Raw genomic sequence first — 5,951 nt, 5'->3', positions numbered from 1 at the left:
GAACCTAGGTCCACGCACCCGACCGATGATGACCCCCGGCAACCAGATACGGTTGCTGGGGGTTGTTTGTTTGGTGCAAGCTCTGTTTACCGGTCGCTCACGGGTTGCAATGCCATCGGGCCTGCCAGTAGTGCATCGCTTTCGGGGCGTCGCAGGTGTGGGAGTGCTGGTTTCACGCATCTGCGCACAGGCACAGCGGCGGGTGAACGCTGAATAGTATTCTGTACACACCGGATTTGATGTTACTCAGAGCCTTCGTCTTCCTAAACGTCTGGTTGAACATTTGTCGCAGGACATCGTAGCTCCACGTGGATGTTCTGGGATTTGCAAAGTGCAATTCCGGGATCGGCGTGACATGCGCCTAAGAGTAAGTGCGGTACTCTGATAGCAAATCCGGTGTAGCAACGGTCATGGTACGAAAGCTCCTATCGCCATCACGCTGCGGCCTTGAGCGCTTCATCGTGGTGCGAAAGCACTGGTATCCTCTGGGAGTTTGCGCCTCCGGTTTGCTTATTACCGGCTGCGGCCTTGAGCGCTTCATCGTGGTGCGAAAGCACTGGTATCCTCTGGGAGTTTGCGCCTCCGGTTTACTTATTACCGGCAATAGTACGCCGTGCCCGCCGTCAACGGTGTATCGTACTCCAGGCTCAGTGTGCAACAGTGGAAACCATCCGGTACTGGTGGTTTCCGCTCCAGTGGGGGCATGGCGTAGCGCACTGCTGGCCGCAGCACTACCCCTCACACTGGTGCTGCATCTGAGCGCGAATGGATTGAACCAGCCGCTGCCCCTGCAACAACGTATCAGTGGCTTGTTGGTAGCACACCTCGTAGTGCGCCAGCACAGGATTGATAATCTGCATTGATACGCAGTGCGGCATGATGGCCGCATAGCATGCATGAAATAGCTGCTGCACAGTGGGTTGTTCTGATACAGATCGCGGCTCACGAGCGTGCAAACCAAACTGCTTGACAAGTCAATTTGCATCACGTATAGTAATGGTATCAGTTTTATTCCAAATCGGAATAGATTGCATCATCCCGATACAACAATTTGCAGCATTACGTCAGCCTCTTCATTATCCCTCCGCTCCCATCTCAATCGGGGTTCTGCGCGTCCCAGTCTGATCTTTCTTTCCAGCTCGCTGGCGAGCTATGACGATAGTTGGCGTTCATTGACGAACGGAGAGTGCTATGGACATCAGTCGGGAGAAACTCCTCTGGGCGTATGAGCGGATGCGGCTCATTCGTGAGTTCGAGGATCGGTTGCACACCGATTTTGCTGCCGGGAAGATACCTGGCTTCGTTCACCTGTATGCTGGTGAAGAAGCGGTAGCTGTTGGTCTCTGCGCGAACCTGCGGGATGATGATTTTATTACCAGCACCCATCGCGGTCACGGGCACTGCATTGCCAAGGGAGTCGATCTGCGGGCGATGATGGCCGAGATCTACGGCAAGGCAACAGGAGCCTGTAAGGGCAAAGGTGGTTCGATGCATATTGCCGATGTCGATAAGGGCATGCTTGGCGCCAACGGTATTGTTGGTGGCGGCCCGCCACTGGCCTGTGGTGCCGGTCTGACCGCGAAGATCAAGGGTACCGATCAGGTAACGGTTTGCTTCTTCGGTGATGGAGCGTCGAATCAGGGTACGACGTTTGAGGGTCTGAATCTGGCGGGAATCTGGAAATTGCCGGTCGTGTTTGTGTGTGAGAATAACGGCTATGCCGAGACGACGTCGCCCCAGTATTCTGTTTCCGGGCAAGACATCGCTGCACGCGCACGTGGGTTTGGTATGCCGAGCATCGCCATTGACGGCCTCGATTTCTTTGCCGTTTACGAGGCAGCCGGTGAAGCTGTGGCGCGTGCCCGGCGTGGGGAAGGCCCGACATTTATCGAGGCGCAGACGTATCGTTACTATGGCCACTTCGAGGGTGACTCGATCCGCTACCGCACTCGCGATGAGGAAGCTCACTATCGCTCGCTCGACTGCCTCCACCGTTTTCGCCAGACTGTGACAGCGCAGGGATTGTTGACGGCTGCTGAGCTTGATGAGATCGATGCCCGTGCTCGTGCCGCGGTGGAAGATGCAGTACGCTTCGCTGCCGAAAGTCCATTGCCCGATCCGGCAGAGCTGTTGACCGATGTCTATGTTGATTATCCGATGTCGGCTTTGTGGCCCTTCCAGGAAGCTGCCGTCGCAGTACGACGCTAGATGCGAAAGAGATAGTAAGCTGTGGGGAAGAGGTAGCTTTCCTTCGGCACAGACAACTCAACGATGAGGTGATACTATGACTGCAATGGTTGAAGAGGCAGTACGTACTCTGAGCTATCGTGAGGCGATCAATGAGGCATTGCGTCTTGAGATGCGGCGCGATCCAACGGTTATCTTAATGGGTGAAGATGTCACCGGGGCATCCCATAGTGAAGACGAGAGCCATCTTGATGCCTGGGGTGGGGTGTTGGGGGTGACGAAGGGGTTAGTACACGAATTTGGCCGTCAGCGTGTGCGTGATACACCAATTACCGAGTCGGGATTTGTTGGAGCCGGTGTCGGCGCAGCGGCAACCGGTCTACGACCGGTGGTTGAGCTGATGTTCATCGGCTTTATGGGGGTATGCCTCGACCAGATCGTCAATCAGGCCGCCAAGATGCGCTACATGTTCGGCGGCAAGGCACGTATTCCACTCGTGATTCGGACGATGATCGGGGCCGGTTTTCGGGCAGCAGCCCAACACTCCGACTCGATCTACTCGACGTTTGTTCATTTTCCCGGCTTGAAGGTGGTTGCGCCGGCGACTCCGGCTGATGCGAAGGGATTGCTGGCAGCGGCTATTCGCGACGATGACCCGGTTATCTTCTGTGAGCACAAACTGCTTTACGATATGAAGGGGCCGGTTCCCGAAGGTGAATATGTTATCCCGCTTGGGCAGGCTGATGTGAAGCGCGAAGGTGGTGATGTCACGATTGTTGCCATCTCACGTATGGTATTGCACGCTTTAGAGGCGGCCGAGCGATTAGCGCAACAAGGTATCAGCGCTGAAGTAATTGATCTTCGCACCTTATCACCACTCGATGAGACAACGGTACTGGAGTCGGTGCGGAAGACCGGCCGTCTGGTTGTGGTTGATGAAGATAATCCACGGTGCAGTGTGGCGGGCGATATTGCCACCCTGGCGGCGACACAAGCGCTGGAATTTTTGAATGCGCCGGTCAAGCTGGTCACACCGCCGCATACCCCGGTACCGTTTAGCCCGATACTGGAAGATTCCTATGTGCCTTCGCCTGAGCGGATTGTGGCAGCGGCGCGGGCGACATTTGGCTGATTCTGGGGGCGCTTGTTGCAGGAGAAATCATGCCTACCGAGGTTGTGATGCCAAAGTGGGGCTTGAGCATGCAAGAGGGGAAGATCAACCTCTGGCTCAAGCGCGAAGGCGAGTCGGTGCAGCAGGGTGAGCCAATTGCAGAGGTGGAAACGGAGAAGATCACGAATGTCGTTGAAGCTCCGGTGAGTGGAACGCTGGCGCGGCTGTGTTATCCCGAAGGGAGCGTCGTGGCGGTGACGAAGGTTATCGCTTACATCACTGCTCCTGGTGAGCGGCTGGCCGAGGTGGCCGGCAACGGCGCAGCAGAGACGGTTCCGGCTCCGGTTGCCGTTCAAGATACGCCGACAGTATCTCTGCCGCCGGCGCCAGCCCGTACCGCTGCACCGCGTGCCATGCCGGCGGCGCGCAAGCTGGCCCAAGAGCATGGGATTGATTTGAGCACGCTGGTTGGGAGTGGCCCTGGTGGGGCAATTATCCGGGAAGATGTTGAGCGAGCCATTGCAGCTCGGGCGACGACAGTCCAACCGCTCCAGCGGGTTGGCTTCTACAGCGATGGTCATCGTCTTGATGGCTTGCTGTACACGCCTCGCGATCTAGCACCGGCTGAACGGAGGCCGGGTGTAGTATTGCTGGTCGGCTATACCTACCTCAAGACGATGGTGATGCCCGACATCGCCAAAGTGCTCAATGCTGCCGGCTATGTTGCACTCGTCTTCGATTACCGTGGGTTTGGCGAGAGTGAAGGAGAGCGGGGCCGCCTCATGCCATTTGAGCAGGTGGCTGATGCGCAGGCTGCCCTGACGTTTCTGTCCAACCAGCCAACTGTCGATCCCGAGCGAATGGCTGTGATCGGGATCAGTCTGGGTGGTGCGCACGCAGTGACAACCGCCGCACTTGATCGGCAAGTTCGTGCAGCGGTGGCATTGGAGCCGCCCGGCAACGGTGCGCGTTGGCTACGGAGTTTGCGTCGGCAGTGGGAATGGAGTCAATTCCTGGTGCGCCTGGCTGAAGATCGCCGGCAGCGGGTGCTGTCTGGGAAATCAAGCCTGGTCGATCCGTTAGAGATTGTATTACCCGATCCGGAATCGCAAGCGTTTCTCGATCAGGTTGCGGCTGAATTCCCCCAGATGAAGGTGATGCTATCGCTGGCAAGTGCTGAAGCGTTGATCGAGTACGCTCCGGAGGATATGGCAGGCCACATTGCTCCACGACCGTTGCTGGTGATTCACGGCGATGCCGATCAGCTTGTGCCGCTGGCAGAAGCGCAGGCTATCGTCGAGCGGGCGGGGGCAACGGCGCGGTTGGAGGTTATTCCCGGTATGAGCCATTTCAACTGGGTGCTACCGGGAAGTGCAGGATTTATTCGGGTAACGAACAGTATCGTTGAGTTTCTGCAACAGGTACTCCCTGTTGTCAGTTCATCGTAATCTTCGCCAGCAGGAAGACCGGTAGAATCATCAACAGAACGCTACCGCGTCTTACCTGCTGATATGCAGTGGAGCGCGGGGCAATAGTGCCCCGCGACGTGTTCCATGGTTACTGTTGGCATCATCGCTAATCCGGCATCAGGGAAGGATATTCGGCGGCTGGTAGCGCATGGCTCGGTGTTTGACAATGAAGAGAAGGTCAGCATCGTTAAGCGGGTTCTGCTAGGGTTGGAAGCCGTTGGGGTTCAGCGTGTCTGGATCATGCCGGATCGGTTCGGAATTGGTCTCAAGGCGCTCGACAATCTCCCGTTGACGATTGAAGCAACGCTCCTCGACATACCGGCCTGGTTTACGCCTGACGACACGTTACGCACGGCACGGTTGTTTGCTGAACGTCACGTTGGCTGTATCGTGACTCTCGGCGGGGACGGTACCAATCGACTGGTTGCCAAGGGGTGTGGTGATGTACCGCTCATGCCAATATCAACCGGCACCAATAATGTCTTTCCATTGATGATTGAAGCGACCACCGCCGGCCTGGCGGCAGGGCTGGTCGCGTGTGGTCGGGCCGACGCGGCAGTAGTTCGTGCCCCAAGAATTGATGTCTACCGTCTGGCTACACCGCAGGCGATTGATCAACTGCACGAAACAACACCGGATGACATAGCGCTGGTGGATGCTGCTGTCTACGACGAACGATTTGTCGCCGCACGCGCTATCTGGGACAGCACGCGGATCAGCGATCTGGTACTGACGCGCGCCGAACCGGGCAATATTGGATTGTCATCGATTGGAGCGCATGCGCTGGCCGGTCAGTATCCATCAGGTCATGGCTTGTATTTGCGGCTTGCCGCTAGCGGGAAACCGGTACAGGCACCTGTGGCACCAGGCCTGATGCAAACTGTTCACGTTGCGGAGTATCGGATACTGGCTCCCGGTGAAACGGTGATCGTCTGTCGTGAGCGACCGGCGGTACTGGCCTTTGATGGCGAACGCGAAATCGAATTGCGAGCCGGCGAGTCGGCGATATTGTGCTTTAACCCGCATGGTCCTCGTGTAATTGAGCCACGGCGGGCGATTGCTCTGGCGGCTGGAGCAGGTTTTTTTAGTGGTGAGTGAGTTGGCATAAAATAATCCAAGTTGCTACCTTACGTCACCACAGCGGTGCGGGGCGTTGAGCGCGACGGGGGGAGGGGTGGAACACG

At 57.0% G+C, this 5,951-nt stretch carries 6 protein-coding genes; all 6 read left to right on the top strand.

Annotated features, from left to right (window positions below; genetic code table 11):
- Positions 1 to 217 (top strand): hypothetical protein (locus tag VAE55_RS15215; RefSeq protein WP_322816586.1); only part of this gene is annotated, 217 nt, incomplete at its 5' end.
- Between the two features lie 193 nt (positions 218 to 410).
- Positions 411 to 863: a hypothetical protein gene (locus VAE55_RS15210; RefSeq protein WP_322816585.1), complete on the top strand. Its 453-nt coding sequence runs from the start codon at positions 411 to 413 to the stop codon at positions 861 to 863.
- A 328-nt stretch (positions 864 to 1,191) separates the two neighbouring features.
- Positions 1,192 to 2,208, top strand: a complete 1,017-nt coding sequence (locus VAE55_RS15205; RefSeq protein ID WP_322816584.1) for a thiamine pyrophosphate-dependent dehydrogenase E1 component subunit alpha — start codon at positions 1,192 to 1,194, stop codon at positions 2,206 to 2,208.
- Positions 2,209 to 2,284: 76 nt separating this feature from the next.
- Complete coding sequence (locus tag VAE55_RS15200; protein ID WP_322816583.1) at positions 2,285 to 3,319, top strand: alpha-ketoacid dehydrogenase subunit beta; 1,035 nt, start codon at positions 2,285 to 2,287, stop codon at positions 3,317 to 3,319.
- A 29-nt stretch (positions 3,320 to 3,348) separates the two neighbouring features.
- Positions 3,349 to 4,746, top strand: coding sequence for an alpha/beta fold hydrolase (locus VAE55_RS15195; RefSeq protein WP_322816582.1), 1,398 nt, complete (start codon positions 3,349 to 3,351; stop codon positions 4,744 to 4,746).
- Between the two features lie 105 nt (positions 4,747 to 4,851).
- Entirely contained in the window at positions 4,852 to 5,865 is a 1,014-nt protein-coding gene (locus VAE55_RS15190; RefSeq protein ID WP_322816581.1) for an ATP-NAD kinase family protein, read from the top strand.
- Positions 5,866 to 5,951: the final 86 nt, after the last annotated feature.

Origin of the sequence: Chloroflexus sp. (assembly GCF_034432675.1) — a bacterium.
Taxonomy (GTDB): Bacteria; Chloroflexota; Chloroflexia; order Chloroflexales; family Chloroflexaceae; genus Chloroflexus.
Note: the sequence above shows the minus strand (reverse complement) of the source record. Positions and strands in the feature narration are given on the sequence as shown.